The organism is Streptomyces sp. NPDC058308 (genome assembly GCF_042880275.1).
Classification (GTDB): domain Bacteria; phylum Actinomycetota; class Actinomycetes; order Streptomycetales; family Streptomycetaceae; genus Streptomyces.
Genome location: NZ_JBHVZA010000026.1, coordinates 55,380 through 80,927, shown reverse-complemented (window position 1 = coordinate 80,927; position 25,548 = coordinate 55,380). Strand labels below are relative to the sequence as shown.

Sequence of the window (25,548 nt, the reverse complement as noted above, 5' to 3'; positions counted from 1 at the left end):
TCGCGAAACATGAGAAGCCGGGAAGACAGGGGGCGATCCCGTCTTCCCGGCTTCGTTCGTGGAACGGCCCCGAGGACTACTTCAGGCCGTCGTTGATGGCGCTGACCAACTCCCCGTTGGCAGTATCCCCGCTGAACTCCCAGAAGAACGCACCGCCGAGCCCCTGCTGCTTGGCCCAGCCCATCTTCGCGCGGACCGTGGCCGGCGTGTCGTACGACCACCAGTTGCTGCCGCAGTGGGCATACGCGGTCCCGGCCACCGTGCCATTGGACGGGCAGGAGTTCTTGAGGACCTTGTAGTCCTCGATGCCTGCCTCGTACGTCCCGGGCGCCGCGCCGGTAGCCGTGCCGCCCGGCTCCTTCTGGGTGACGCCGGTCCAGCCGCGGCCGTAGAAGCCGATGCCGAGCAGGAGCTTGGCCGAGGGCACGCCCTTGGCCTTCAGCTTGGCGATGGCGGCGGCCGAGTTGAAGCCGTCCTTCGGTATGCCCTGGTAGGACGTGAGCGGGGAGTGCGGGGCCGTCGGGCCCTTGGCGTCCCAGGCGCCGAAGAAGTCGTACGTCATCACGTTGTACCAGTCGGCGTACTGCGAGGCGCCGCCGTAGTCGGCCAGGTCGAGCTTGCCGCCCTCCGAACCGTCGGCCGAGATGGCGGCGGTGACCAGGTTCTTCGAGCCGAACTCGGTGCGGAAGGCCTGCATCATGTTCTTGAAGACGGCCGGGCCGCTGGTGTCGCAGGACAGACCGCAGGCGTTGGGGTACTCCCAGTCCAGGTCGATGCCGTCGAAGACGTCGGCCCAGCGCGGGTCCTCGACCAGGTCGTGACAGGACTTGGCGAAGGCGGCCGGGTTCTTCATGGCGTCGGTGAAGCCGCCGGACCAGGTCCAGCCGCCGAAGGACCAGAGGACCTTGACGTTGGGGTACTTGGCCTTGAGCTTGCGGAGCTGGTTGAAGTTGCCGCGCAGGGGCTGGTCCCAGGTGTCGGCGACGCCGTCGACGCTCTGGTCGGCGGTGTAGGCCTTGTCGATCGCCGCGTAGGAGTCGCCCATGGTGCACTTGCCGCCCTGGACGTTGCCGAAGCTGTAGTTGATGTGCGTGATCTTGTCGGCCGAGCCGGAGGTCGCGATGTTCTTCGCGTGGTAGTTGCGCTGGTAGACGCCCCACTCGGTGAAGTAGCCGAGCTTGACCTTGTCGCCGGGGCCGGGGCCCGGGTCGCCGCCGCCGGTCGTGTGGACCTTGACGGCGGCGCTGGCCGGTCCCGTCTGGTCGGCGGTGTCGCGGGCCTGGACGGTGTACGAGTAGTCGGTGCCCGCGGTCAGGCCGGTGTCGCCGTACGAGGTGCCGGTGACCGTGGCGACCTTGGCGCCGTCGCGCAGGACGTCGTAGTTCTTGACGCCCTTGTCGTCGGTGGCGGCCTTCCAGTCGAGCTTCACCGAGGTGTCGGTGATGCCGGAGGCGGTCGGCGTGCCGGGGGCGCTCGGCGGGTTGTCGCCGGGGACGCTGCCGCCGTCACAGCTCGCGCCGTTCAGCTCGCACTTGGTGGGGGAGCCGGAGCCGGTGCCGTTGAAGCCGAAGGAGACCGAGGCGCCGGGGGCGAGCGTCCCGTTCCAGCCGAGGTTCTTGGCGGTCCAGCGGTTGCCGGAGTTGGTGACGGTGGCGTCCCAGGCGGAGGTCACCTTGGTGCCGGAGGGGAAGTCCCAGGCGACGTTCCAGGAGCTGATGCTGGTGGTGCCGGTGTTCCGAATCGTCCACTTGCCCTCGAAGCCGCTGCCCCAGTCCTGGGTCTTGGCGTAGGTGGCGGTGGCCTCGGGCGCGGCGTCGGGGGCCGCCTCGGCGGAACCGCCGAGGGCGACCAGGGTGGCGAGCGGCAGCAGCAGGGTGGTGAGTCCCGCCACGGCTTTGTGTCTGACTCTGAGCCTTGAGCGTGCGTTGCTGTCTGTGAAGCGCACGAGGTGCTCCTCGGGTTCCGGGGGTCTACGGGGTTGGGACCCTGCGCCGCCCGTGAGCACGTGGACACGTGGGGGTGTGCTCACCGCAGTGCGGTGAGAATAGAAAGGTCTGGACCATCGGTCAAGAGGTCTGAACCATTGGCCGGATCGCGACGGTCTGTCGCCCGGTCTCCGGATCAGACCCCCAACTCCTGCGCCAGTACGGCGGCTTGCACCCGGCTGCGCAGTTCCAGCTTGCCGAGCATCCGGCTGACGTGCGTCTTCACCGTCGCCTCCGCCATGGAGAGGCGGCCGGCGATCTCCGCGTTCGACAGCCCCTCGCCGAGGCACGAGAGGACCTCACGCTCGCGGCGGGTGAGGCAGTCGAGGACGGCGGGATCCGGCGCGTTCTCGTCGTGTACGGCCCTCGTCGGGGCGGCGAACTCGGCGATCAGCCGACGGGTGACCGCCGGTGCGATCATGCCCTCACCGCGCGCGACCGTGCGGACGGCTTCGATGAGGTCCCGCGCCTCGGTGTTCTTCAGGAGGAATCCGCTGGCGCCCGCCCGCAGCGCTCCGAAGACGTACTCGTCGAGGTCGAACGTGGTCAGGACCAGCACGTCCGCGAGGCCCTCGGCGACGACCTGACGCGTCGCCGACACTCCGTCGAGGCGCGGCATCTGCACGTCCATCAGGACCAGGTCGGGGCGGAGTCCGCGGGCGAGCGCGACGGCCGCCTCGCCGTCCGCCGCCTCGCCGACGACCTCGATGTCGGGCGCGCTGCGCAGGATGAGCACGAGTCCCGCGCGCACGGCTGACTGGTCTTCGGCGACTAGCACCCGGATCATTCCTTGGCTCCTTCGTCGGCGGGGTCGACGGGCAGGGTCACGAAGACGTTCCAGACCTTGCCGTCGGGGCTGCTCTCGGGGCCCGACTCGAAGGCGCCGCCGAGCAGTTCGGTGCGTTCGCGCATGCCGACGAGGCCGGCTCCGGAGCCGGGGGCACGGGGCCCGGACGGATCACCGTACGGGCTTGTCACGCGGACCGTCAGGGCGCGGGGTGGCTGGGCGAGGGAGACCGTGACGCGGCCGGCCGAGGCGTGCTTGAGGGCGTTCGTCAGGGACTCCTGCACGATCCGGTACGCCGCGAGCTCCACCGGAGTGGGCAGTTTCGGGCCGTCCTTCGGCCTGGCGTCGTCGAGCGCGACGTCCAGGCCGTCTCTGCGGGCGCCCGCGATCAGGGCGCCGAGGCCGTCGAGGGTGGGCGCGGCGGCGGGTTCGAGGTCGCCGCTCTGGTCGCGCAGGATGCCGATCAGGCGGCGCATCTCGGCGAGCCCCCCGACGCTGTTCTCGCGGATGACGGCGAGCGCGTCCCTGCTGGTCTGCGCGTCGTCCAGGGAGAGCGCGGCCGTGGAGTGGATGGCGATCGCCGAGAGGTGGTTGGCGACCATGTCGTGCAGCTCGCGGGCCATCCTGGCGCGCTCGGCGGAGACGGCCTGGGCGCGGTCCATCTCGGCGAGCAGCGCGGTCTGTTCGGCCCGCAGCTTCGCCGCGGCGGCCGCCTCGCGGTGATTGCGCACGAGCACGCCGGTGGCGGCGGGGGTGAAGGCGACGATGCCGCTGGCCACGCCGATGAGCACGGCCTGCGGGTCCTGCCACCAGGCGAGGAACACGACGGTCAGGGCCACGGTGACGAGGCCCGAGGTGATCGGGATGCGCCGGGCGGCGGCCGGCGTTCCGTAGACGACGGCCGCGTACATGATGTCCGTGAACATCAGGACCGACGCGAGGTTGCCCGCCGTGAACTGGTCGGCGACCAGCGCGAGGACCGCTGTGACCAGGGCGAACTGCGGTCTGGTGCTCCGCAGCAGTTCGAGTCCGGCCAGCACGAAGAGGGGCGGTAGCGCCCAGTGACCGCCCAGCGGCCGGTCGGCCTGCGCGTGCAGTCCCAGCGCCCACAGCGCAAGCCCGCACAGCAGGCTGCCCACGGCGATCTGCACGTCGACGCGTTGCGGGCGGGGGAGGGTCAGGACCATGTGTCCATCCAACACGGCGGGCCGGACCCGCGCCTGATCCTGCGGGAGGAACCGCACGCTACATCGAAGGATGCAGTCCCACTTCGTCACTGGTGACGACGATCATCGGCTGTACGGGCGGGAGCCTTGAGGGGTGAGCGGGACAGCGACCTGGAGGAACGAGCCGTGATCGTCACACTGGTCATCATCTGCGAGGCCGGCTTCTGGGTGCTGCTGGCCGCGGGGCTCGCCCTGCGCTACTGGGCGAAGATGCCGAGGGCGAGCATCGGCGTGCTGCTGTGCGAGCCGCTCCTGGAAGCCGTCCTCTTCGTCGTCACCGCGATCGACCTGAGGAACGGCGCGGAGCCGGACTGGAAGCACGGCCTCGCCGCCGTCTACATCGGCTACTCCGCCGCGCTCGGCCACTACACGGTCAAGTGGGTGGACGTCCGCGTCGCCCACCGTTTCGCGGGCGGCCCGCCCCCGTCGACCCCCAAGTACGGCATGCCCCGCGCCGTCCACGAGTGGCAGCTCGCCGCCCGCTGGATCCTGGCGGCACTGATCGCCATGGCGCTGCTGCAGGGAGCGGTCTGGTACGTCGGCGGCGAAGGCGACGTGGACTCCCTGCGGATGTGGCAGCAGAGGATGCTGTGGGTGATCGGCATCAACGTGATCATCGCGGCGACGTACACGGTCTTCCCGAAGAAGGCGCCGGCGGTACGGGACGACGAGGCGAAGCCGAGCTTCCTGAGCAGGCTCTAGCTCTGGGCCCGGCCGTATTGATCACGAGCGTTGTCAACGCTCGCCGCCCGGCACCCACAGCACATCGCCGACGGCCTTGTTCGCCGTACGGGCGAGGATGAACAGCAGGTCGGACAGCCGGTTGAGATAGGTGGCCGTCAAGGGGTTCATGACCTCCCCGTGCACCTCGAACGCCGCCCACGTGGAGCGCTCGGCCCGCCGCACCACCGTGCACGCCTGGTGCAGCAGCGCCGCGCCCGGTGTGCCGCCCGGCAGGATGAAGCTGCGCAGCTTCTCCAGCTCCTCCAGGAAGCGGTCGCAGTCCGCCTCCAGCTTGTCGATGTAGGACTGCTCGACGCGCAGCGGCGGGTACTTCGGGTCCTCGACGACGGGCGTGGAGAGGTCGGCGCCCACGTCGAAGAGGTCGTTCTGGACCCGGACCAGGACCTTCACCACCTCCGCGTCGAGCTGCCCGAGCGCGATGGCGGTGCCGATGGCCGCGTTGGCCTCGTTGGCGTCGGCGTACGCCGCGATCCGCAGATCGGTCTTGGCGGTGCGGCTCATGTCGCCGAGGGCCGTGGTGCCCTGGTCGCCGGTCCTGGTGTAGATGCGCGTCAGATTGACCATGCGGCCAGCGTAGTTACGCCCCGGCCTTCTGGAAGACACGTGTGCCCACCGTCACGGACAGCACCACGAAGCCGAGCGCCATCAGGACGCCGTACAGCATGGTCGTGGACGCGTACTCGCCGACGTAACCCGCCCGCACCGCGTCGACCAGATAGCGGAACGGCATGAAGTGGGAGAGCACGTCCAGCCAGGTGGGCGCCAGCGCCATCGGCAGCATCAGCCCCGAGAGCAGCATCGAGGGCATGCTCAGCGCGTTGACCGCGGGGCCGAACTCGTGCGGCTTGCCGACCTTCATGGCCAGCGCGTACGAGAGGGCGGAGAGCCCCGCGGCCAGCAGCGCCACGAACGCGAAGCCGATGAGGATGCCGCCGAGCGGCGCCCGCAGCCCCATGAGGAGCGCGGCGAGCACCAGGAGCACCGCCTGGAAGCCGAAGAGCGCCGCGTCGCGCAGGATCCGGCCGAGCAGCAGCGCGAGGCGGCTGACGGGCGTCACCCGCATCCGCTCCACCACGCCGAACTGCTTCTCGATGATGAGCGCGAAGCCGCTGAACGTGGCGCCGAACAGGCCGAGTTGGAGCAGCAGCCCCGGTACGAGCACCTGCCAGGAGTCGCCCTTCGAGCCGAGCGGCAGATCGGTGAGCAGCGGGCCGAAGAAGAGCAGATAGAGCAGGGGCGTGAGGACGCCGAAGAGGATCTGGAACGTGGAGCGCAGGGTCTGCCGGGCGTACCGCCCGAAGATCAGCGCGGTGTCGGAGAGCAGTGCAGGCATGGTGGGGTCCCGGGTGGTGGCGGTCAGACGGCGACGGGGGTCGTGTCCTTGGGGGCGACGGCGCGCCCGGTGATGGCGAGGAAGGTGTCCTGCAGCGTGGCGTCGATCGACCCGCCGTACTGCAGCTTGAGCGCGCTCGGCGTGCCCTCGGCGACCACGACGCCCTTGTCCACGACGACCAGGCGGTCGGAGAGCGCGTCGGCCTCGTCGAGGTAGTGCGTGGTGAGCAGGACCGTCGTGCCGTACTCGTCGCGCAGCTGTCGCACCAGCTGCCACAGGCCTGCCCGGCTGCCCGGGTCGAGGCCGGTGGTCGGCTCGTCGAGGAAGAGCACCTCGGGGCGGTGGGTGAGCCCCATGGCGATGTCGAGCCGCCTGCGCTGGCCGCCGGAGAGGGCGGCACAGGGGCGCTCCATGAGCTCGGTGAGGCCCAGCTCGCGCGCCAGTTCCTCGGCGCGCGCCGCGGCCTGGGTCCTGGTCAGGCGGTAGAGGCGGCCCTGGGTGATCAGTTCTTCGCGGACGGAGATGTTCGGGTCGACGCCGCCGGACTGGGCGACGTACCCGATCTTGTTGCGGACGCCCGCGGGGTCCCTGGCCAGGTCGCAGCCCGCGACGGTGGCGGCGCCGCCGGTGGGCGGGAGCAGTGTGGTGAGCATGCGCAGGGTGGTGGTCTTGCCCGCGCCGTTCGGCCCGAGGAGGCCGAGGATCTCGCCGGGCTCGACGCGCAGGTCGATGCCGCGCACGGCTTCCACGGGGCCGTTCTTGGTCTGGAAGGTCCGGGCGAGGCCGGCGGTGCTGATGATTGCCATGACGACCACAAAAACAGAGTCCATGAAATTTTGCAACGTCACCAAAATTTCATGCCGAGCAAAAGTTGTGACGCGCCAACGACGCCTACGATGAGTGCATGGCTGAAGGGCTCAGAGAGCGCAAGAAGCGGCAGACCAAACAGCGGATCTCGGACATCGCGACCGGACTCTTCCTGGAGCACGGCTTCGTCACCGTGACCATCGCGGAGATCGCGGACGCCGCGGACGTCTCCGTCAACACGGTCTACAACTACTTCCCGGCGAAGGAGGACCTCTTCCTGGACCGGGGCGGCGACGTCGTCGACCGCCTCTCCCGCTATGTGCGCGGCCGCCGCGAGGGGGAGTCGGCCGCCGACGCCGTCCTGCGCGAGCTGCGCGCCGACGTGGAGTCCGTCTCGCCGACCATCGGGCTCTTCCCCGGCTGGGCCGACTTCATGAAGGTCATCACCGAGGCGCACGCCCTGCGCTCCCGGCTCTGGGCGATCCAGCAGGAGGCCCTCGACCACCTCACGAGGACCCTCGCCGAGGAGACCGGGGCCGGAGCGGCCGACCCGCTGCCCGGGCTCGTCGCGGGCCAGCTCTCCTGGGTGCACAGCACGCTCATGGCCTGGATCGGCGACGAGATGTCCAAGCGCCGCGAGCCCGCCGAAGTCTCCCGCGAAGCGCTCGGACTGCTCGACGAGATGGAGGAGCTGCTGAGTGAAAAGGTCCTCAACTACGCGCCACGTGGCGCGTAATCGCGCGTATCAATGTGATGTCCGTCATCTGAGACGTGACGCGTATCTCTTCACCGCCACAGGCGCGCTCACGAACGCTAACGTGCGCCGAAGAGGCATACGTAAACAGCGTGTAAGCCAAGCGTGATAAGCGGTAGGGGAGTCGGAACAGTGGCACGGAAGCTCGCCGTCATCGGAGCCGGACTCATGGGGTCCGGCATCGCTCAGGTCTCCGCCCAGGCGGGCTGGGACGTCGTCCTGCGCGACGTCACCGAGGAGGCGCTGACCCGTGGCACCGACGGGATCAAGGCGTCGTACGACAAGTTCGTGAGCAAGGGCAAGCTCGCGGCCGACGACGCCGAGGCCGCGCTCGCCCGCATCACGACCACCACCGACCTGGACGCCGTCGCCGAGGCGGACATCGTCGTCGAGGCCGTCTTCGAGAAGCTCGAGGTCAAGCACGAGATCTTCCGCACGCTCGACAAGATCGTGCGCGACGACGCCGTGCTCGCCTCCAACACCTCCGCCATCCCGATCACCAAGATCGCGGCCGTGACGGAGCGCCCGGAGCGCGTCGTCGGCGCCCACTTCTTCTCGCCGGTGCCGATGATGCAGCTCTGCGAGCTGGTGCGCGGCTACAAGACCAGTGACGAAACGCTCGCCCGCACCCGGGAGTTCGCCGAGTCCGTCGGCAAGACCTGCATCGTCGTCAACCGCGACGTCGCGGGCTTCGTGACGACCCGTCTGATCTCCGCGCTCGTCGTCGAGGCCGCCAAGCTGTACGAGTCCGGCGTCGCCACCGCCGAGGACATCGACATCGCCTGCAAGCTCGGCTTCGGGCACGCCATGGGGCCGCTCGCCACCGCCGACCTCACCGGCGTCGACATCCTCCTGCACGCCACGAGCAACATCTACACGGAGTCCCAGGACGAGAAGTTCGCGCCGCCGGAGCTGATGCGCCGGATGGTTGACGCCGGTGACATCGGGCGCAAGAGCGGGCAAGGGTTCTACAAGCACTGAACCAGCACTGACGTACGCCGTCTGACGCCCCGTCTGACGCTTCGGCGCCGGACGGGTCACCCCTCGGAGTGAATTCGGTATCGGTTCGCTTACAGACGGCAACTTCCTCGCCCACGTGGCAGTCAGTTGCAGTGACATACGCAGACGCCTTACGTATCGGGCGTCACCGCAGACACAGCACTCTCGGGGAGCGCATATATGCACATCAGGGGCGACCAGGCCCAGCTGGTCGTCGGGGGACGCCTCGACGTACGCAGCGCGGCGGACGCCCGCACGGTCCTGCACTCGGCCGTCGACGACGGCGCCGGCGACCTGGTGCTCGACCTGTCCGAACTCGACTCGTGGGACGCCACGGGACTCGGCGTGATCATGGGCGCCCACCGCCGCGCCGGCCGCTGCGGACGCAGACTCGTCCTGCGCCACGTGCCGCCCCAGATGCAGCGCCTCCTCGTGGCGACCCGACTGCACCGCATCCTCGCCATCGAGGGCGGCATCGGAGTCGAATCGCTCCCCAGAGTCTGACCGGAGAGTCCGACCGGCACCGGCGGGCAGCCGGACCGGCACGGACCGGCACGCCCGGCACCTGCCGGGAACGCCCGAGAGCGCACAATCCTCACGAACCCGTGACGTCTCGGACGGGGCGGTACCCCGCCCTCCCGTAGATACTGAGCAAAGGTCTAGGGTTCGGTCGCCCACCGATATACGGACCCGCACGGGGGCACCGGACCAGAAGCGACAGCGCAGTGTGCACGAAGGCCGGAGGGGGCTCTGCACACCACGCATCTGGGGGGCTAGGACCATGGACCCGATGAACCGGGGACCCGAAGAGTACGGCCAGGACGGCACCGACGACGACGCGGCGCGCCCCGGGCGGCCGCCACGCGACCCCATGACGCCCGACTTCGGCCAGCAGACACCGGCGCTCGCCCGCACCGTCCAGCTCGTCTCGGGCGACTTCCTGGTCACCGTCAACCCCGTCGACGGCAGCGAGATCGAACCCCTCCCGCCCGGGGGCACCTCCCGCTCGAGCGAAGCCGGGAGCGGGGGAGAGCGGCCGGAGCGGCCCGCCAAGCGGTCCGCCGCCGAACGCGCCGAGCTGCGCCGCGCCGCGCTGCCGCCCGTGCCGCCGGGGCCCGCGCTGCCCCGGCTGCCGCTCCTGGAGCGCCAGGAGGAGCGCGAGCGCCTCGCACGCCTCCTCGCGCGCGGCCGCTCCGTACGGCTCACCGGGCCCGCGGGATCGGGGCGCACCGCGCTCCTGAACGCCGTCGCCGACGACTGCGCGGACCTCGCGCCCGACGGCGTCGTCCGCCTCTCCGGCTACCGCAGGACACCCGGAGAGCTGCTCCACGACCTCTTCGCGGCCGTCCACGACGCGCCGCTGCACCGCCCCGATCGCGCCCTGCTGCTCGACCTCGTCCACGACATCGGCGCGGTCGTCGTCCTGGACGACCTGGAGTTCGGCGGCGCCGGACTCGACGAGCTGCTCGACGCCACGCCCGAGTGCGCCTTCCTGATCTCCGCGACACCCGACGTGGCGGCGCCCTCGGCCGACTCCCACCTCGAAGAGGTCTTCCTCGGCGGCCTCGGCCGCGGCGGCGGCCTCGAGCTCCTGGAGCGCGCCGTCGGCCGCGTCCTCGACGACGAGGAGGCCAACTGGGCGGGCGACCTGTGGTTCGAGTCCGAAGGGCTGCCGCTGCGCTTTGTCCAGGCGGGCGCCCTGCTCCGCCAGCGCGACCAGCTGCGCGCCGACCCGCACGCCTTCGAGGAGTTCGGCTACTTCGCGGACACCGCCGGCGACGCGCCCTTCGACGCCGACGGCGCACCGGACGTGCCACTGCCCTCGCTCGCCGACGGAGCCGCGCCCGCCGCCCTGCTCGCCTCGCGGCTCAGCCCGTCCGCCCGCGCCACGCTGACCTTCGCCGTCGCCCTCGGCGGCGAACTGCCGCACCAGGCCCACCTGCCCGCCCTGGTGGGCCACACCCACGCCGACGCCGCCCTCGCCGAGCTGGTGAGCTGCGCCCTGGTCACCCCGGTCGGCGCGCACTACCGCCTCGCCGCCGGGGTGCGCGCCCAGCTGGAGGCCGTCGGGTACGCCGACGACGCGCCCGCCCACGCCCTGGCCGCCGCCCAGCACTACGCCTGGTGGGCCGGGCACCCTTCCGTCACCCCGGAGCGCGTCGCCGCAGAGGCCGACGCCGTGCAGGCCGCGCTCGCCGCCCTGGTCGCCACGGAGAGCGGCGCCGCCGTCCTGCTCGCCCGCACCGCCGCGCCCGCCTTCGCCGGAGGACTCGCCTGGGCCGCCTGGGAGCGCGCCCTGCGATCCGGCCAGGAGGCGGCGCGCAACGCGGGCGAGGTCGCCGAAGAGGCGTACTTCCACCACGAGTTGGGGATCCTCGCGCTCTGCGCGGGGCAGCTCGACCGGGCCCGCGCCGAGCTGGAGGCCTCCATCGGGCTGCGCGGCGCGCTCGCCGACAAGCGCGGCATGATCTCCGGTCGCCGGGCCCTCGCGCTGGTCGCCGACCGCTCGGGCGCCGCGCTGCCCGGCGGCCGCACCGCCGCGGCCGAGGAGGTCCCCGACGCGCGCTACGAGGAGTCGGCGTCGCCCCCCGGCGGCGTCCCCGCCGCCTTCGCGCTGCCCGAACCGCCCGCGGAACCCGACACGCTGGTCACCAGCAAGGTGGCGCCCGCGGCCGCCACCACCGCTTCGGGGCCGGCGCCGAGCCGCCGCTCCATCATCAGCGGCACCCGGCGCAACCTCGTCGCGGCGGGCGCAGGAGCCCTGCTCGCCGCCGTCCTCGGCACCGTCGTCACGCTCGGCGCCACGTCCGACAACGACACGCCCGACGGCGACAAGGTCACCACGGAGCAGTCCGCGAAGGAGGACCACGGCGACGACGGCCTGACCGCCGACAAGCCGCAGAAGGACTCCACGAGCCGCCCCGCCGGCCCGGGCAGGGACGGCGCCACCGGCAGCGCGGGCGCCCCGGCGCCGAGCGACAGCGGCGCGCCCTCCGGCAAGCCGAGCGACAGCGGTGAACCGTCGGACGGGCCGACCGGGCCCACGGGCAAGCCGACCAAGCCGACCGGCAAGCCCACCGAGCCCACGGGCAAGCCGACCGAGCCGTCGGACCCGCCGACCTCGCACGACCCGACGGACCCGCCGACGTCCGACGACCCGACGCCGACGCCGTCCTCGACGCCCCCGAGCGCCGACCCGCCCGCCTCGCCCGACACCTCGAACTCGGCGAGCGACAGCACGATGAGCTCCCCGAGCGGCTCGGGCGGCCCGTCGGCGGCCTGAGAGCCTGTGTCATATCCCCGGCCGGGCGGGCGTCGTCTGGCACGCACTCCCCCACGCCTGAACGGCGCGGGGGGACCCCCATCCGCGTTGCCGAAAAGCCCTAGTAGCTCCTCCCCCAGGCCTTAAGGGCCCGGGGGACCCCCATCGAGGACTTCCCGGCGCCTTGCGATCGCACGCACCAGACGACGCCCGCTGATCCGACCGGGGATATGACACAGGCTCTGAGCGGCCCGCGTACGCGAAGAGGGCCGGGTCCACCAGGACCCGGCCCTCCTTCACGCCCGTACCGGCGTACGCGATGTCAGAACAGCCGGAGCTTGTCGTCCTCGATGCCGCGCAGCGCGTTGTAGTCCAGGACGGCGCAGCCGATGCCGCGGTCCGTGGCGAGAACGCGTGCCTGCGGCTTGATCTCCTGGGCGGCGAAGATGCCCTTGACCGGCGCCAGGTGCGGGTCGCGGTTCAACAGCTCCAGATAGCGGGTGAGTTGCTCGACGCCGTCGATCTCGCCGCGCCGCTTGATCTCGACGGCGACGGTCTGCCCGTCGGCGTCGCGGCAGAGGATGTCCACCGGGCCGATCGCGGTCATGTACTCGCGACGAATGAGTGAATACCCCTCGCCCAGTGTCTCGATCCGGTCGGCGAGCAGCTCCTGAAGGTGTGCTTCCACGCCGTCCTTGATGAGGCCCGGGTCGACGCCCAGCTCGTGCGAGGAGTCGTGCAGGATCTCCTCCATCGTGATGATGAGCTTCTCGCCCGCCTTGTTCACGACGGTCCACACACCGGTGTCGTCCCCTGTCCCCTCCTTCAAGGTGCAGGGCGGCGACATCCAGTTGAGCGGTTTGTAGGCCCTGTCGTCCGCGTGGATGGAGACGCTGCCGTCCGCCTTCACGAGGATCAGGCGGGGGGCCGAGGGGAGGTGGGCGGTGAGCCGGCCCGCGTAGTCCACGGAGCATCGGGCAATGACGAGACGCATGGGGCGCAACGCTACTCGACTCGGGGCGGTGCACGCGATTCGCCCGTCACGCACCCCGGGCCGCCCCCGCCCCGCGCGACTTGTCCGCCGATGAACCCGTTCGATCCTGGCCGGTTATGCGCCCAATCTCCTGGTGCGGTCACCGCGCGGTGCCTACCGTAGAAGCAAGAGGTCGTCATCCGTGCACGCTGCGTAGGCGGACCCCATCCCTGTCCGTAAGCCCCCGCTCCCCGGGGGTGCGAGAGGAGAACCCATGTCGCTCGACGTCTCACCGGCACTGTTGGAACAGGCCGAGCGAGGCGAGGTCGACGAAGCAGAATTCGTCGACTGCGTCCGGACCTCCCTGCCTTACGCATGGGAGATGATCAGCTCCCTGGTGGCCCAGCTGAAGGTCGACGGCGGCGAGTTCGCCGACAACCGGACTCCGCCGCCGGACGAGCAGGCCCGTGGCCAGCTGCTGCGCGCTCTCGCGAGTGACGCGATTCGCGGGGCCCTGCAGCGGCACTTCGGTGTGCGTCTGGCTTTCCAGAACTGCCACCGCGTGGCCGTCTTCCCGCTGGATGCGTCAGTGGACGACCGGCTCGCCCGCTTCACCTCGATCCGCGGCCAGCTGCTCAACCAGTCACCCGAACTCCGGGACTGCTGACGTATGTTGCCGCTGCTCCGGACGCGGGAGGTGTTTCAGTCCGGAGCGGCGGCTCCGCGGTCGACGGCGGATCTCAGCCGAGCTGGGGCAGTACCTCGGCGCCCAGCCTCCGTACGTTCTCCTCGGTGGCCGAGAGGTCGCCCGAGCCCTCCACGAGCAGGGCGAAACGCGTGATGCCGGTGCGCTCCGAGGTGGCGGCGAGCCGGTCGGCGCACACCTGCGGGGTCCCGACGGGGTGCAGCCCGCAGAGCAGTTCGGTGTAGGCCAGCGGGTCCCGCATGGCGCGGTGGCGGCCGTCCACGGTCACATGGGCGTCCAGCCCCTGCTTCAGCCAGCCGGGCATGGCCTTCTGTAACGTCTCCGCGGCCTCCAGACGCCGGTCCGCGATCTGGGCGACGCCCGCGGAGACGTGCGAGGCCGCGGCGATGTCCTCGGGCCCGTGCCCCGCAGCACGTGCGTGCCGATTCCACAAGGCCACCATTTCGGCCTTCTCGTCGTCGCCCACATGCATGCCCAGGAGCATCGGCAGGCAGCGCTGGGCGGCGAGCCGCACACTCGACGGCGAGGTGCAGGCGACGATCACTTCGGGACCGCTGTCGCCCACGCCGTTCAAGGCTTCCTGCGGGCGCGGTACGACGGCCACCTCGCGGAAGGCGAACCGCTCGCCCCGGCTCTCGACCCGGGCCTCGCTCAGCCACTTCAGGAGCAGGTCGAGGGAGTCGGGGAACCCCTTCTCGTACGCCTCCAGGCCGGCCCCGAAGACCTCCAGGTCCACCCACGGGCCGCCGCGTCCGACGCCGAGCGAGAACCGGCCGCCGGACGTCACGTGCAGCAACGCGGCCTGCTCGCCGAGCGCCACGGGGTGCGCGGTCGGGAGTACGCTCACGGCCGTGCCGACGTGGATCCGCCGCGTCCGCCCGAGGAGCAGCGCCGCGAGGGTCACCGCCGAAGGGCACGTGCCGTACGGAACGAAATGGTGCTCGCCGAGCCAGACCGAGTCGAGGCCCGCCTCCTCCGCCACCTCGGCGGACCGCACCGCCCGGTGCAGCGCCTCCCCCTGCCCCTGGCCGGGAAACTGGGCGGCCAGAACAAAACTACCTACACGCATCGAACTCCTGCCTCCTTGGCGCCGACGCAGGCACTCCCCCTACGCGCAACAACGTGTGACACGTGCCAAAGGCACGGCCTGGCGTGAAGATTGTTTGATTTTCCGTGCAGCGGGCGGGCCGGAGGGCACCGGAAGGCGACGGGTACCCCGCGGCGCGGCGCGTAGGCTGGTCACCCTCCTGACCGCCGTACAGCCCGTGAGGTGTTTCGTGTCCCCGCGTCGCAACCGCCCCAAGGGCGCCGGAGAGCCGAGGGCGTCCGCGGACGCGGAGCCGCCGGGCCGCTACGGCGGCTTCCAGAACACCGTCAGCTGGCAGGGCGAGCAGTGGAGCGTGCGGCACGTCGCGGGCGCCAGCGCGGCCGGCAAGCGGTACCGCTGCCCCGGCTGCGACCAGGAGATCCCCTCGGCCCTCGCGCACGTGGTGGCCTGGCCCGAGCACTCGGGCGTGGACGAGCGCAGGCACTGGCACAAGGCGTGCTGGAACGCGAAGGACCGCCGCACCACGCGGGTGCAGCGGTCCCGTAACGCGCCGAGGTACTGACGCCCGTCCGGCCGGCTCCGGCTATACGTCGCGCTTCTCCAGGAGCGCGAACGCGCCCGCGACGGCGGCCGCCGTGATGACGAGGAGCAGCGCCAGCTGCGCGCCGCCGCTGCCACCCGTGTCCTCCGCGCCGAAGATCTTGGCGAGGGCGGTGATGGCGTTGTAGTCGTTCATCTTCTCGCCGAGCGGCTCCGTGCTCTTCCAGATCATCAGGAACCCGGGCAGGATCGCGGGCACCAGGACCACGCCGAGCATCGCCGTGATGGCGCCCGCGGAGTGGCGCAGCATGGAGCCGACGCAGAGCGCGAGGACGCCGAGCAGCGAGACGTACAGGCCACCCTTGAAGACCGTGCCCGCCCACGGCAGGTCGCCCGCCTCCGGGCCGCTGTTCGCGGCCGACCCGGCCAGGCCCACCAACAGGATGGAGCCGGCCGAGACGACGAAGGCGACCACGAAGAAGATCAGGATCTTCGCGGTGAGGACGCGGTGGCGCTGCGGGGACGCGGTGAACGTCGGGCGGATCATGCCCGTGCCGTACTCGGACGAGGTGACGAGGACGCCGAGCGTGATCAGGCAGATCTGGCCGAGCATCAGGCCGAAGAAGGCCGGGACGGTGAACGGCATGTCCGCGTAGTCGGCCGGGTCGGTGTTCGCCACGGCGAGCAGGCCGATGCCGATGACCAGGAGCAGGAAGATGCCCAGCGTCCACATCGTGGAGCGGACCGACTTGATCTTCGTCCACTCGGAGGCGAGGGCGTTGCCGAGGTGGGTCTTCTTGACCGGGATCGGCGAGGTGTAGGCGTTGGCCATCGCCTGCTGCCAGGCGGAGGGCGGCGCGGGGGCGGCGGGCGCGGGGGCCGCGGGGGCGCCCTGCGTCGGAGCGCCTTGCACCGGGGCGCCTTGCACCGGGGCGCCCTGCACCGGGGCGCCTGCCTGTGCGTACGCCTGCTGGGGCTGTGCCTGCGGCTGCGGCTGCTGCTGCGGCGTCGGAGGCGTGGTCATCGCTGGTCCTCGCTGTCGCGCTTGGTCATGTCGGGGGCGGGGGCTGCGGGGGGAGCCGCCGGGGCCTGCTGGGGCGCCGTGGCGTAGGGGTTCGGCGTCCCGGGCGCGCCCTGCGGCTGGGGCATCGCGAAGGGCTGGCCGCCCTGCTGGGGCGGCGGCGGGGCGTACCAGCCGGGCTGGCCCTGGCCGGGCACCGGCACGCCCTGCGGCAGCGCGCCGGGGGGCATGGCGCCGGGCGGCATCTCCTGCTGGAGGCCCGCGCGCTGGTCGACCGTGGAGCGGTAGTCGACGGCACCCTGCGTCATCCGCATGTACGCCTCCTCCAGCGAGGCCTGGTGCGGGGAGAGCTCCCACAGGCGGACGTCCGCGCCGTGCGCGAGGTCGCTGATGCGGGGAAGCGGCAGACCGGTGACGCGCAGCGCGCCGTCCTGCTCGGGCAGTACCTGGCCGCCCGCCTCGGTCAGCAGGGCCGTCAGCTTCTCGCGGTGCTCGGGCTCGCTGTCCGGCGTGCGCACCCGCGCGAAGTCCGCGGAGTTGTGCGAGATGAAGTCCCTGACGCTCATGTCGGCGAGCAGCTGGCCGCGGCCGATGACGATCAGGTGCTCGGCGGTGAGCGCCATCTCGCTCATCAGGTGGGACGACACGAAGACCGTGCGCCCCTCGGCCGCGAGCGACTTCATCAGGTTGCGGACCCAGAGGATGCCCTCGGGGTCGAGGCCATTGACCGGCTCGTCGAAGAGCAGCACCTGCGGGTCGCCGAGGAGCGCCGCGGCGATGCCCAGGCGCTGGCCCATGCCGAGCGAGAAGCCCTTGGAGCGCTTCTTCGCCACGTCCTGCAGCCCCACGACGCCGAGCACCTCGTCGACCCTGCGGGCCGGGATGCCGGAGAGCTGCGCGAGGCAGAGCAGGTGGTTGCGGGCGTGCCGGCCGCCGTGCACGGCCTTGGCGTCGAGCAGCGCACCGACCTGGCGGGGGGCGTTCGGGAGCTTGCGGTACGGATAGCCACCGATCGTCACCTGCCCGGTGGTGGGCGCGTCGAGCCCGAGGATCATGCGCATCGTCGTCGACTTGCCGGAGCCGTTGGGCCCGAGGAAGCCGGTGACGGTACCCGGCCGCACCTGGAAGGAAAGGTTGTACACGGCTGTCTTGGCGCCATAGCGCTTCGTCAGGCCGACTGCCTCGATCATTCTCCGCACCCATCGAATGGTTCAGGACGTCGGGGCACACGCCCCCGTAAGGGTTAGGAGGATAACGGGGAGCTGACGGTTCCAGCCAAGAGCGAGTAAAACGGCCGGGCTCAGCCAGGCGGAACCGGGAGCTCCGTCCACGGCAGCACCCAGCCCTCCTCTGCGAAGAGGAGAGTGCCCCGGGCACGCAGTTCCGGGTCGGCGGCCGCCCGCCGCACCCAGGTCGCCGCGTCGGGCCCGAGCAGTTCGCGCAGCCGCGGCGACGCGTCGAGCAGGGCGTCGAGCAGGACCGCCTGGTCGCCGCCGCCGGGCCGCGGCGCTCCGGTGACCGGGTCGGCGAGGAGGCCGCGCGCGCTGACGTAGACGTACGCCTCGCCGAGCCGCTCGCCGGAGGGCAGGGTCATCCCGTACGCGTCGCCCGGGAGCCGGACCCGCCGGTAGTTGGGGAGTTCCGTGGCGTCGACCGCGGCCAGCTGGGCCCCGTCCAGCCAGGACACGACGAGGGCGGCCCGCGCCTCAGGGGCGCCGTAGGGGGCGGCCGCCACGTACCCGGCGCGGCCGATGTGCGCGGAGCAGCCGATGCCGATGCCGCGCAGCCGCACGGGCACCATCGGCACGGCGCCGGGGATGCCGAGCCGGGTGAGCTTGTGGGAGAGCTGTCCGGGGGAGGCGTTCGAGCCGACGGCGATCACCGGCAGCCGCCCGGCGACGGGCGTCCGGCCGAGGCCGGCGAGGACCTCGTCCAGCGGGCGGTGGGGGCGGCGGCCGCCGCCGACGGTCCACGCGCCGAGCCCGCCCCGCCGCGCCCGGAGCGGCAGCAGCTCGGCACCGGTCAGCAGGGAGGGGACCGTGACCGGGAGGCCGGGGTAGGTGAGGGGCTGCAGGGCGGGCACCCCGTCGAGACCGAGCGCCGCGAGTCCGTGGTCCTGCGCCGTCACACGCCCCCCTGTGGCCCCGCGGCCGTACGTCCTGCGGGACGCTGCCCTCACGCGTCCCTCTTCTTCAGCAGTACGTACCCACCGATCAGCGCCGCCACCACCCACACCGCCATGATCGCGAGACCGCCCCACGGCCCGTACGGGGTGTCGTCGTCGAAGGGCGACTTGACCTGCATGATCTTGCTGCCGGCCTGGTCGGGCAGGAAGCGGCCGATCTTCTTCGTCGCCGATACGTTGCCGAGGATGCTGGAGATCAGGAAGAAGAACGGCATCAGGATGCCGAGGGAGAGCATCGGGCTGCGCAGCATCGCCGCGACGCCCATCGAGAACATCGCGATGAGCGCCATGTAGAGGGCGCCGCCGAGCACCGCGCGCAGCACGCCGGGGTCGCCGAGCCGGGCCTTGTACGGGCCGAGCATCGCCTGCCCCACGAAGAACGTGAGGAAGCTGGTGACCAGGCCCACCGCGAACGCCAGCAGGGTCGCGACGCCGATCTTGCTGAACAGGAACGTGGCGCGCTGCGGCACCGCCGCGAGCGACGTGCGGATCATGCCGGTGCTGTACTCGTTCGAGACGACGAGCACCCCGAACACGATCATCGCGAGCTGGCCGAGGGACATCCCGGCGAAGCTGATGAAGGTCGGGTCGAAGGTCAGCCGGTCCTTGGCGTCCAGACTGTCGTAGTCGTTCTTGGACAGGATGCTGATCAAGGCGCCGAGCGCGACCGTGACGACGACGGCGAGGCCGAGCGTCCAGACGGTCGACGAGACCGAGCGGATCTTGGTCCACTCCGACTTCAGAACCTGCGTCGCGGCCATCGCTCAGACGTCCTTCCGCTGCTGCCAGCCTTCGCCCCAGCCGGTGTCCGCCGGCCCCGCGGCGCTCGGCGGCGGTCCGCCGCGTTCGTGGTCCGCGTGCGCGTGGTACTCCACGGACTCCGCGGTGAGCTGCATGAAGGCTTCCTCGAGCGAGGCCTGCTGGGGGCTCAGTTCATGGAGGACGAGCCCGTGGCCCGCGGCGAGCTCACCGAGCCGCTCGGCGGCCGCCCCGTCCACTTCCAGGGCCCCGTCACCCGCCTCGACGGCGGTGACGCCCGCCTCGTGCAGCACGTCGAGGAGGCGTTCGCGCTGCGGGGAGCGCAGCCTGACGTACGACCGGGAGTTCTGCCGGATGAAGTCGGACATCGACAGATCGGCGAGGAGGCGGCCCTGGCCGATCACGACGAGGTGTTCGGCGGTGAGCGCCATCTCGCTCATCAGGTGCGAGGAGACGAAGACCGTACGGCCCTGTGCGGCAAGGGACTTCATGAGGTTCCGGATCCAGTGGATGCCCTCGGGGTCGAGGCCGTTGACCGGCTCGTCGAACATCAGGATCTCGGGGTCGCCGAGCAGGGCGCCCGCGATGCCCAGGCGCTGGCCCATGCCGAGCGAGAAGCCCTTGGCCTTCTTCTTGGCGACGGCGCTCAGGCCGACGGTGTCGAGGACCTCGCTGACGCGCCCGCGCGGGATGCCGTTGCTCTGCGCGAGGCAGAGCAGATGGTTGAAGGCGCTGCGGCCGCCGTGCATCGCCTTGGCGTCGAGCAGGGCGCCGATGTACTTCAGGGGGTCCTTCAGCTGGGAGTAGTGCCTGCCGTCGATGCGGACGTCACCGGCCGAGGGGTTGTCGAGCCCGAGCAGCATGCGCATGGTCGTGGACTTCCCGGCACCGTTCGGGCCCAGGAAGCCGGTGACCAGGCCGGGGCGCACGGTGAAGGTCAGGTTGTTGACGGCGACCTTCTCGCCGTACCGCTTGGTCAGCCCCTCAAGCTCGATCATGCGGCAACGCTAAAACGTGACAGGGCCCCCTGCCACTGGAGAGCAGGGGGCTCTGGCGCCCCTGTCAGGGGCGCGGGGAACCGCGCGCCCAGCCACAGCCGGTCCGCGGGTCCCGTACTCGCTAGCGGGTCTGCTGCGCCGGGACTCCCCGGGAGACCGGCTCGTCGTCGGCGGGCGTACCGGCGGCGGCCACCGCCGCACCCGTGAGCGTCGCCAGCATCTCGCGCACATTGGTCAGCTGCGCGTTGATGCTGTCCCGGCGGTTGGTGAGCGCCGCGAGCTCGCGCTCGGACTCCGACCGGATGCGGTCCGCCTTGGCGTTCGCGTCGGCCACGATGTCCTCGGCCTGGCGCTGGGCGGTCTCGACGGTCTGCCGGGCGCGGCGCTCCGCGTCCGTGCGCAGCTTCTCCGCCTCCAGACGCAGCTGCTCCGCGCGGTGCTCGATCTCCGCGAGGCGCTTCTCCGCCTTGGCCTGACGGGAGGCCAGGTCACGCTCGGACTGCTCGCGGCGCTTGGCGAGGTTCGTCTCGAAGTCCGCGGCGGCCTGGGCGGCCTTGGCGCGGGTCTCCTCGAAGAGGGCGTCCGCCTCCTCACGCTTGGACTGCGCGTCCTTCTGGGCCTCGGCCCGCAGCGCGTTCGCCTCGCCCTTGGCCTTCTCGACGATCCGGACGCCCTCGTCCTCGGCCTTGGCCTTGCGCTCGGTGGCGAACGACTCGGCGTCGTTGCGCACCTGCTGGGCCGCGGACTCGGCGAGCTCCCTGTGCTGTTCGGCCGCGCGACGGGCCTCTTCGCGCAGGTCCTTCGCCTCCTCCTCGGCGAGGCGGAGGATCTTCTCGACGCGGGCACCGAGACCGGCGTACGACGGCTCGGCGTCGGCGACCTGGGCCTGGGCGTTCTGCGTTTCGAGGTGCAGCTCCTCGATGCGCTTTTCCAGAGCAGTGATACGGGCGAGAGCGCTGTCACGGTCGGAGACGAGCTTGGAGATACGTTCGTCCACCTGAGCGCGGTCGTACCCACGCCGCACAAGCTCGAAGCCGTAGGGGGAAGTGTCGCTCATGGGGTTCCTGTCGAATGAGACCGGTGAGGTGATAGAGGGAATCCTAGGGGTCCAGGCGGCGTGTCATCGAGCAGATGCCCGTTTGATCTGGAGAATGACACCCCTTTTGAGTGGCTAACCGCCAGAGTACTTGCCAGCGACAGGGCCAAAGGTCCTTACAGAGCACGCGAGATGCTCTTTGGCTAGCCCTCCGACTGCTTGCCACCCGAACGTGTCGACCCCGCCGCGGCCCCGGCCTTGACGCCACCGGTTCCGGAGCCGCTGTTGGGCCCGGACTTCGCGCCGCCCGTCGGGGCCTCGAAAGACTCCAACGCCTCCAGCACGTCCTGGACACGGGAGATCTCCGCATTGATGTCCGCGCGGCGCCGGACCAGGACCTCCAGCTCGCGCTTGCCCTCCTCGACCGTCTGCGTGGCCTCCGCCTCCGCCTCGGCCTTGATCCGCTCGGCCTCGCGCGTCAGCGCGGCCTTCTTCGTCTCGGCCTCCTTCAGGAGCGCCTCGGCCTTCTTCACCGCGGAGATACGGACCTTGCTCGCCTCGGAGTTGGCGTCGGCGACCATCTCCTTGGCCTTCGCCTCGGCCTCCGCGAGCTGCTCCTCGGCGGCCTTGACCAGTGCGTCGCAGCGCTCGCCCGCGGACTTCATCGCCTCGGCGGACTCGCGGCGGGCGCGGTCGTGCAATTGCTCGATCTCGGCGGTCAGGCGGTCGCGCTGCTCCTCGGAGCGCTCCCTTATGGCGGTCGCGTCGCGGCGGGCGCCGACGAGCAACTCGTCCGCGTCCGTACGGGACTTCTCCACCAGGGAGTTGCCCTCGATCGTCGCCTCGGCGACCAGCCGCTCGGCCTCCTGGCGGGCCGCGCCCACCATCGTGTCGGCCTGCGCCTCGGCGTCGGTCGTCGCCTTCAACGCCTTCTCCTGGGCGTCGGCGGTCAGCTTCTCGGCCTCGGCCGCCGCCTCAGTGATGAGCTTGTCGACCTGCTCGGCGGCTTCCTGGCGGCGCTTGTTGGCGGCCTGGCGGGCCTCGTCGAGGGTCCGCTCGGCCTCGTCGCGCGCCTCGGACGTGAGCCGCTCGGCCTCCCGGGCCGCGTCCGCCTTGACGCGCTCGGACTCGCCGCGGATCCGCTCGGCGTGCTGCTGCGCGGAGTTGACCGTCTCGGCGGCCTCGGCACGCAGCCGCTCCGCGTCGCCGGAGGCGTCCGAGATGAGCTTCTCGGCCTTCGCCACGGACTCCGCGCGCAGCCGCTCCGCCTCGGCGGCGGTCTCCGCGGTGAGCCGCTCGGCCTCGGCGGTCGATTCGGCACGCAGCCGCTCGGCCTGCTCGGCGGCCTCCGTACGGACGCGCTCGGCCTCCGCGGCCGTGTCGTTCTGCAGCTTCTCGGCCTCGCTGCGGGCCTCGCCGATCAGCTGGTCGGCCTGGCTCGCGGCGTCGCCGCGGATGCGGTTGGCGTCCTCGCGGGCGTCGGCACGCGTGCGGGACGCGTCCTGCTCGGCCTGCGCGATGGTGTCCGATGCCTCCGTGCGCACCCGCTGGGCGTGCTCCGAGGCGTCCGAGCGCATCCGCTCGGCCTCCGCGATGGCCTCCGAAACCGTGCGCTCGGCAAGGGACTTCGCGGCCTCCGAAGCCTCCGCCGCCTCCCGCCGGGTGCGGTTGGCGTCCTCGGTGGCGCGCTCCCGCTCGGCATAGGCATCGGAGCGGACGCGGTCGGCCTCCTCCTGCGCCTCCGTCTTCGTGCGCTCGGCGGCGTGCTCGGCGGCCGAGCGCAGGCCCGTGACCTCTTCCTGCGCCGCCTCGTGCAGGCCGGCCACGGAGTCCCGTACGGACTGGGCGTGCTGCTCGGCGGCCGAGACCGTCTCGCTCGCGCGGCGGTCGGCCTCCTCGACGAGGCGGACCGCCTCGGCCTGCGCCTCCTCCACGCGCTTGCGGGCGGACGCGAGGAGCTCCTCGCTCTGCTCGCGGGCGCGCTCACGCTCCTGATCGGCCTCCGCGCGCGCGGAGCCCAGGGTCTCCTCGGCCTCGCGGCGGCGACGGGCGGCCTCCTCCTGGGCGGCGGACAGCGCCTCGGCGGCCTCCGCGGCGACCCGCTCGGCGGCTGCCGCGGCCTCCGCGCGGACGCGGTCGGCGGTCTCCTGCGCCTCGGTCTTGAGCCGCTCGGCCTCGGCGGCGGCCTCCGAACGCAGGCGTACGGCGATGTTCTCGCCCTCCGCGCGGGCCTGCGAGGCATCGGCGGCCGCCTCCGTGCGCAGCCGCTCCGCCTCGGACTCGGCCTGCGACTGGAGCGTGCGGATCCGCTCGGCGGACTCCATGCGCAGCCGGTCCGTCTCGTCCGTGGCCTCCTTGCGGATGCGCTCGGCCTGCGCGCGGGCGTCGGTCAGCGCCTGCTCGGCGGCGGCCAGACGCTCCTCGGCCTCCGTGTGCAGCCGCGTCAGCTCGTCGGCGGCCTCGGCCTGACGCGCCGCTATGGCCCGCTCGGTCTCCTCGCGCAGCGCCCGCGCGGCCTCCTCGGCCTCGGACTTCGTCGTCTCGGCCTGCTCGGCGGCCTCCTCGCGGTGCCGCTCGGCCTCCTCACGGGTGCGCTCCAGGGTCTCCTCTGCCTGCGTGCGCAGCGCCGTGGCGCGCTCGACGGCCTCGGTGCGGACCCGGTCGCTCTCGGCGGTCGCCGCCGTGCGCAGCTCGTCCGCGTCGGCCTTCGCCTTGGCAAGGAGCTCCTCGGCGGACTTGGCCGCCTCCTCGATCTGCTGGACCGCCTCGCGCCGCGCCTCGCCCCGGATGCGCTCGCCCTCGGCGACCGCGTCGGCCCGCAGCTGCTCGGCCTCGCCGCGCAGCCGGCGCGCCTCCTCCTGCAGCTCGACGGTCTTGGCGCGGTACTCCTTGGTGTCGTCCTTGGCCGCGCCCTTGAGCTCCTCGGCGATGTCGTGCGCCTCGGCACGCAGCCGGTCCGCCTCGGTCTCCGCCTCGGAGCGGATCCGCTCGGCCTCCTCGGTGGCGGCCTTCGTCGTCTCCTTGGCTTCCTTGGAGGCCTTGTCGAGGACCTCCTCGGCGGTCCGCGCGGCCTTCGCGAGCTGGCCCGCGGTCTCCTCGGCGGTGATCGTGCGCGCCTTCTCGGCGGCCTCCGCGATCAGCTTCTCGGCCTGCGCGCGAGCGTCGGCGACCAGCTGTTCGGCCTCGGACCTGGCGGCCTCGGCCTCCTTGGTGGCCTCGCCGACCAGCCGGGCGACCTGCTCCTTGGCGGTGCGCGTGCGCTGTTCGTTGGCGCCTTCCGCGGCCGAGAGCTGCTTGGTGGCGGTCTCCTTGGCCTCGGCGAGCACCTTCTCGGCCTCGCTGCGCGCCTCGCGCAGCGCCGTCTCGGCCTCGGCCATGCGCTGCTCGGCGGCGCGGCTCGCCTCGGCGTTCTGGCGGCGCGCCTGCTCGGACTCGGTCGCCGTGGTGGAGCGCAGCTGCTCGGCGTGGTCGGTGGCCTCCTGGGCCTGCGTGGACGCGGCGTTCAGGAGGCGCTCGGCGTCCGTGCGGGCGCGGCGCAGGATCGCCTCGGCCTCGGCGCGGGCCGCCTCGGCGTCCCCGGCCAGGCGCTGGCGGGCCTCCTCGGCGACGCGGGCGGCCTCCGCGCGGGCGGCGGCGAGGGACTGCTCGGCCTCGGCGCGCGACTCGTCCAGGAGACGGCGGGCCTGCTGTTCGGTACGGGCCCTGAGCTGCTCGGCCCATGCCACGTTCTCGTTGACGTGCGACTCGACGGTCTGCCGGCGCTCGTTCAGCTCCTGGTCGAGCTGCTGGCGCCGCGTCACGGCCTCGGTGTGCAGCTCGGACTGGAGCCTGGCCTGCTGTTCGGCGTGCTCCTGGAGGATGCGCTGGGTCTGCGCCCGGGCGTCCCGCAGCTCGCGCTCGGCGTCGGCGCGCAGCTGTTCGGCCTGGATCTGGGCGTTGCGGAGCAGCTGCTCGGCCTGGTACCCGATGTCCGCGCTGTCGTAGGCAGGACGGGACGCGAGGTTGCGGCGCGCCTCGTGCAGCTTGGCGCGCAACACCTCGACCTGGTAGCCGAGGTCCTCGGCGTGCTGGACGGCCTTCTCCCGCTCGGTCTTCAGCCGGTCCATCTCGGCCTCGAACCGCGACAGACTGTCGGTCTCAGCCCGCGAGTTCTCTTGGCGTTCGTAGCCCCGCACTGCGCGGTCCCATCCTTCCCCAAGCTCTACGAGCAGGGGATACCCCAACCCTGGTCGCAAGTCTCTCCAACGAGCTCCGTCCATCCGCCGAACGGGGCCCCCGGGTGAATGGTGTCAGATCAACAGCGGAGCATGGGCTGCTGCCCCGACGCTCGTCCCCCGAAACCCGGACCCCGGCACTCGGCCGCCCTGAAGTTCGGACGGCCGCCC

Annotated in this window: 22 protein-coding genes; 7 read left to right on the top strand and 15 right to left on the bottom strand. The window is 71.8% G+C overall.

Annotated features, from left to right (window positions below; genetic code table 11):
- Nucleotides 1-76: 76 nt before the first annotated feature.
- The 3 genes from ACFVYL_RS29745 to ACFVYL_RS29735 form a co-directional block, all read right to left on the bottom strand.
- Nucleotides 77-1,891 carry a glycosyl hydrolase family 18 protein gene (locus ACFVYL_RS29745; protein WP_389721324.1) on the bottom strand — a complete coding sequence of 605 codons (1,815 nt, stop codon included), beginning with the start codon at nt 1,889-1,891 and terminating at the stop codon, nt 77-79.
- Nucleotides 1,892-2,121: 230 nt separating this feature from the next.
- Nucleotides 2,122-2,772 (bottom strand): response regulator, encoded by a 651-nt coding sequence (locus ACFVYL_RS29740; RefSeq protein WP_389721322.1) that lies wholly within the window; start codon nt 2,770-2,772, stop codon nt 2,122-2,124.
- A complete protein-coding gene (locus ACFVYL_RS29735; RefSeq protein ID WP_389721320.1) occupies nt 2,769-3,959 on the bottom strand; it encodes a sensor histidine kinase in 1,191 nt (396 codons plus the stop codon). Before ACFVYL_RS29735 ends, ACFVYL_RS29740 begins: the two co-directional genes overlap by 4 nt.
- 165 nt (nt 3,960-4,124) lie before the next feature.
- Between ACFVYL_RS29735 and ACFVYL_RS29730 the strand changes: the two genes are divergently transcribed.
- Nucleotides 4,125-4,700, top strand: a complete 576-nt coding sequence (locus tag ACFVYL_RS29730) for a hypothetical protein (RefSeq protein WP_389721318.1) — start codon at nt 4,125-4,127, stop codon at nt 4,698-4,700.
- A gap of 33 nt (nt 4,701-4,733) precedes the next feature.
- On the opposite strand, the gene ACFVYL_RS29725 is transcribed toward ACFVYL_RS29730, so the two are convergent.
- Genes ACFVYL_RS29725 through ACFVYL_RS29715 form a run of 3 tightly spaced genes read right to left on the bottom strand, consistent with a single transcriptional unit; the run spans nt 4,734 to nt 6,881 of the window.
- Nucleotides 4,734-5,306, bottom strand: coding sequence for a cob(I)yrinic acid a,c-diamide adenosyltransferase (locus ACFVYL_RS29725; protein ID WP_389721316.1), 573 nt, complete (start codon nt 5,304-5,306; stop codon nt 4,734-4,736).
- A gap of 13 nt (nt 5,307-5,319) precedes the next feature.
- Nucleotides 5,320-6,075 carry an ABC transporter permease gene (locus ACFVYL_RS29720; protein ID WP_389721314.1) on the bottom strand — a complete coding sequence of 252 codons (756 nt, stop codon included), beginning with the start codon at nt 6,073-6,075 and terminating at the stop codon, nt 5,320-5,322.
- Nucleotides 6,076-6,098: 23 nt separating this feature from the next.
- A complete protein-coding gene (locus tag ACFVYL_RS29715; protein ID WP_389721312.1) occupies nt 6,099-6,881 on the bottom strand; it encodes an ATP-binding cassette domain-containing protein in 783 nt (260 codons plus the stop codon).
- Between the two features lie 98 nt (nt 6,882-6,979).
- On the opposite strand from ACFVYL_RS29715, the gene ACFVYL_RS29710 reads away from it, so the two are divergent.
- The 4 genes from ACFVYL_RS29710 to ACFVYL_RS29695 all read left to right on the top strand — a co-directional run bounded on the left by ACFVYL_RS29710 (nt 6,980) and on the right by ACFVYL_RS29695 (nt 11,918).
- On the top strand, nt 6,980-7,618 hold the full coding sequence (locus tag ACFVYL_RS29710; protein WP_389721310.1) for a TetR/AcrR family transcriptional regulator: 639 nt from the start codon (nt 6,980-6,982) through the stop codon (nt 7,616-7,618).
- Between the two features lie 150 nt (nt 7,619-7,768).
- Entirely contained in the window at nt 7,769-8,617 is an 849-nt protein-coding gene (locus ACFVYL_RS29705; protein WP_389721308.1) for a 3-hydroxyacyl-CoA dehydrogenase family protein, read from the top strand.
- A 198-nt stretch (nt 8,618-8,815) separates the two neighbouring features.
- Entirely contained in the window at nt 8,816-9,139 is a 324-nt protein-coding gene (locus ACFVYL_RS29700; RefSeq protein WP_055696792.1) for an STAS domain-containing protein, read from the top strand.
- Between the two features lie 277 nt (nt 9,140-9,416).
- Nucleotides 9,417-11,918 (top strand): ATP-binding protein, encoded by a 2,502-nt coding sequence (locus ACFVYL_RS29695; RefSeq protein ID WP_389721306.1) that lies wholly within the window; start codon nt 9,417-9,419, stop codon nt 11,916-11,918.
- A 301-nt stretch (nt 11,919-12,219) separates the two neighbouring features.
- Here ACFVYL_RS29695 and nucS read toward each other — a convergent pair whose 3' ends face one another.
- Nucleotides 12,220-12,891, bottom strand: coding sequence for an endonuclease NucS (gene nucS, locus ACFVYL_RS29690; RefSeq protein ID WP_361722504.1), 672 nt, complete (start codon nt 12,889-12,891; stop codon nt 12,220-12,222).
- Between the two features lie 253 nt (nt 12,892-13,144).
- Between nucS and ACFVYL_RS29685 the strand changes: the two genes are divergently transcribed.
- Nucleotides 13,145-13,537, top strand: coding sequence for an SCO5389 family protein (locus tag ACFVYL_RS29685; protein WP_389721304.1), 393 nt, complete (start codon nt 13,145-13,147; stop codon nt 13,535-13,537).
- A gap of 73 nt (nt 13,538-13,610) precedes the next feature.
- Here ACFVYL_RS29685 and ACFVYL_RS29680 read toward each other — a convergent pair whose 3' ends face one another.
- On the bottom strand, nt 13,611-14,645 hold the full coding sequence (locus ACFVYL_RS29680; protein WP_389721302.1) for an LLM class flavin-dependent oxidoreductase: 1,035 nt from the start codon (nt 14,643-14,645) through the stop codon (nt 13,611-13,613).
- Between the two features lie 208 nt (nt 14,646-14,853).
- Here ACFVYL_RS29680 and ACFVYL_RS29675 point away from each other — a divergent pair, with 208 nt between their 5' ends.
- Nucleotides 14,854-15,186 (top strand): ATP/GTP-binding protein, encoded by a 333-nt coding sequence (locus tag ACFVYL_RS29675; RefSeq protein ID WP_389721300.1) that lies wholly within the window; start codon nt 14,854-14,856, stop codon nt 15,184-15,186.
- Between the two features lie 21 nt (nt 15,187-15,207).
- Here ACFVYL_RS29675 and ACFVYL_RS29670 read toward each other — a convergent pair whose 3' ends face one another.
- From ACFVYL_RS29670 to scy, 7 genes are all read right to left on the bottom strand, one after another.
- Nucleotides 15,208-15,996, bottom strand: a complete 789-nt coding sequence (locus ACFVYL_RS29670) for an ABC transporter permease (protein ID WP_389721375.1) — start codon at nt 15,994-15,996, stop codon at nt 15,208-15,210.
- 188 nt (nt 15,997-16,184) lie between these two features.
- A complete protein-coding gene (locus tag ACFVYL_RS29665; RefSeq protein WP_389721298.1) occupies nt 16,185-17,375 on the bottom strand; it encodes an ABC transporter ATP-binding protein in 1,191 nt (396 codons plus the stop codon).
- Nucleotides 17,376-17,485: 110 nt separating this feature from the next.
- Nucleotides 17,486-18,313: a hypothetical protein gene (locus ACFVYL_RS29660; protein WP_389721296.1), complete on the bottom strand. Its 828-nt coding sequence runs from the start codon at nt 18,311-18,313 to the stop codon at nt 17,486-17,488.
- A gap of 47 nt (nt 18,314-18,360) precedes the next feature.
- Entirely contained in the window at nt 18,361-19,131 is a 771-nt protein-coding gene (locus ACFVYL_RS29655) for an ABC transporter permease (RefSeq protein ID WP_389721294.1), read from the bottom strand.
- 3 nt (nt 19,132-19,134) lie between these two features.
- Nucleotides 19,135-20,127 carry an ATP-binding cassette domain-containing protein gene (locus ACFVYL_RS29650; RefSeq protein ID WP_389721292.1) on the bottom strand — a complete coding sequence of 331 codons (993 nt, stop codon included), beginning with the start codon at nt 20,125-20,127 and terminating at the stop codon, nt 19,135-19,137.
- Between the two features lie 121 nt (nt 20,128-20,248).
- Nucleotides 20,249-21,184, bottom strand: a complete 936-nt coding sequence (locus tag ACFVYL_RS29645) for a cellulose-binding protein (protein ID WP_362364906.1) — start codon at nt 21,182-21,184, stop codon at nt 20,249-20,251.
- Between the two features lie 182 nt (nt 21,185-21,366).
- Complete coding sequence (gene scy, locus ACFVYL_RS29640) at nt 21,367-25,338, bottom strand: polarized growth protein Scy (protein WP_389721291.1); 3,972 nt, start codon at nt 25,336-25,338, stop codon at nt 21,367-21,369.
- Nucleotides 25,339-25,548: the final 210 nt, after the last annotated feature.